This window comes from Stenotrophomonas maltophilia group sp. RNC7, from assembly GCF_030910085.1.
GTDB lineage: Bacteria > Pseudomonadota > Gammaproteobacteria > Xanthomonadales > Xanthomonadaceae > Stenotrophomonas > Stenotrophomonas sepilia.
In genome coordinates this window covers 1-529 of sequence record NZ_JAVFVN010000579.1, presented here as the reverse complement: position 1 = coordinate 529, position 529 = coordinate 1, and the positions used below count along the sequence as shown (strand labels likewise).

Annotated in this window: 1 protein-coding gene; it reads right to left on the bottom strand. The window is 33.6% G+C overall.

All coding sequences use genetic code 11. From position 1 onward, the window contains the following. Window positions 1-217: 217 nt before the first annotated feature. Window positions 218-529: tyrosine-type recombinase/integrase (locus RCF13_RS11035; RefSeq protein WP_308141179.1), on the bottom strand; the 312-nt coding region annotated here is incomplete at its 5' end.

Here is a 529-nt window from a genome sequence, read left to right as displayed (position 1 = left end):
GTTGGGGGTTCGAGTCCCTCATGGCGCGCCAAAGAAAACCTCTAATTGCAATAGTTAGGGGTTTTATTATATTCTTTTTAAGTTTAAAAAAATAAAAATGTCTACTATTTGTCTGCTATGGAGATAAAAACATATAAAAAGACAGACTATTAAGCCTGTCATTAATAAATGTTTATTGATTTATATATGCATCTAATATATATCACTACTCATATTTTTAAGCTTTTTTTATACCAGTATCTGGTTTTCTGTTCAGTAAATCTTCGAGGGTGGAGGCTGCCTTTATATCAGAAGCTCTTAAAGCATGACTATAGAAGTTTAATGTTGTAGAGGTTTGCGCATGACCTAGGCGGCCAGCTACTGTCCTAATGTCAACCTTTTCACTTATTAATAAAGTTGCAGAGGTGTGACGTAGTTTATGCAGCGATAATACTGGTAAGATATATTTTTCCTTATCTTCTTTGTTTATGTTTGGCTCAGAGTTTATTGCATTGTTGTACCGCTTAAGAAACTTTGTTAACCACTGATT